Genomic DNA, 530 nt, shown 5'->3' on the forward strand with positions numbered 1-530 from the left:
CGTGATTGTTTGTGTCCCATATCCATAAGGCAATGTGTCTACAATATTTATCTTTCCATCTTTAATATAAAATACACCGTCTTTACTTAAATCGATTTCATGTAATTGCTTTACATTTCGTTCCAAATTTCAACACTCCTTATGTTATAATGTTTGTGGGAAGTTTTAAACTTATACCTATGCTTATTGTGTCAGTTACTGCTGACACTTTTTTTATTGCCTTCAAAATAGCTTTTTATATACTTTAAGGCGCTCTCTGTACTGGTGAATAATTCTTCAAAGTCGCACGATCTAACGACAATGAATTTATTTTCACTTTCTACTTCACATGTAGCTGTCGATATTTTACTTCCTGGCATTAACCCATTTATTTTCTTTTCAATTAGCTCAATATCGTTTATCTCACGTAGTACGGTGAAAATATCGATTTGTTCAAATCCTTCCACCAATGCTGACATACTCACAACCCCTTTGCCTTCTCTAGCAGTCCAGTTTCTTTTTTCCACGTTTGAAATTTCGTTGAGGACATT

The 530-nt window shown here is 33.8% G+C and carries 1 protein-coding gene; it reads right to left on the bottom strand.

What is annotated here, in order from left to right; translation table 11 throughout:
• Positions 1-191: 191 nt before the first annotated feature.
• On the bottom strand, positions 192-530 hold a 339-nt coding region (locus tag KTHG_RS00175; RefSeq protein WP_222424326.1), incomplete at its 5' end, for a hypothetical protein.

It is taken from the genome of Kurthia sp. Dielmo, from assembly GCF_000307285.2.
Classification (GTDB): domain Bacteria; phylum Bacillota; class Bacilli; order Bacillales_A; family Planococcaceae; genus Kurthia; species Kurthia populi.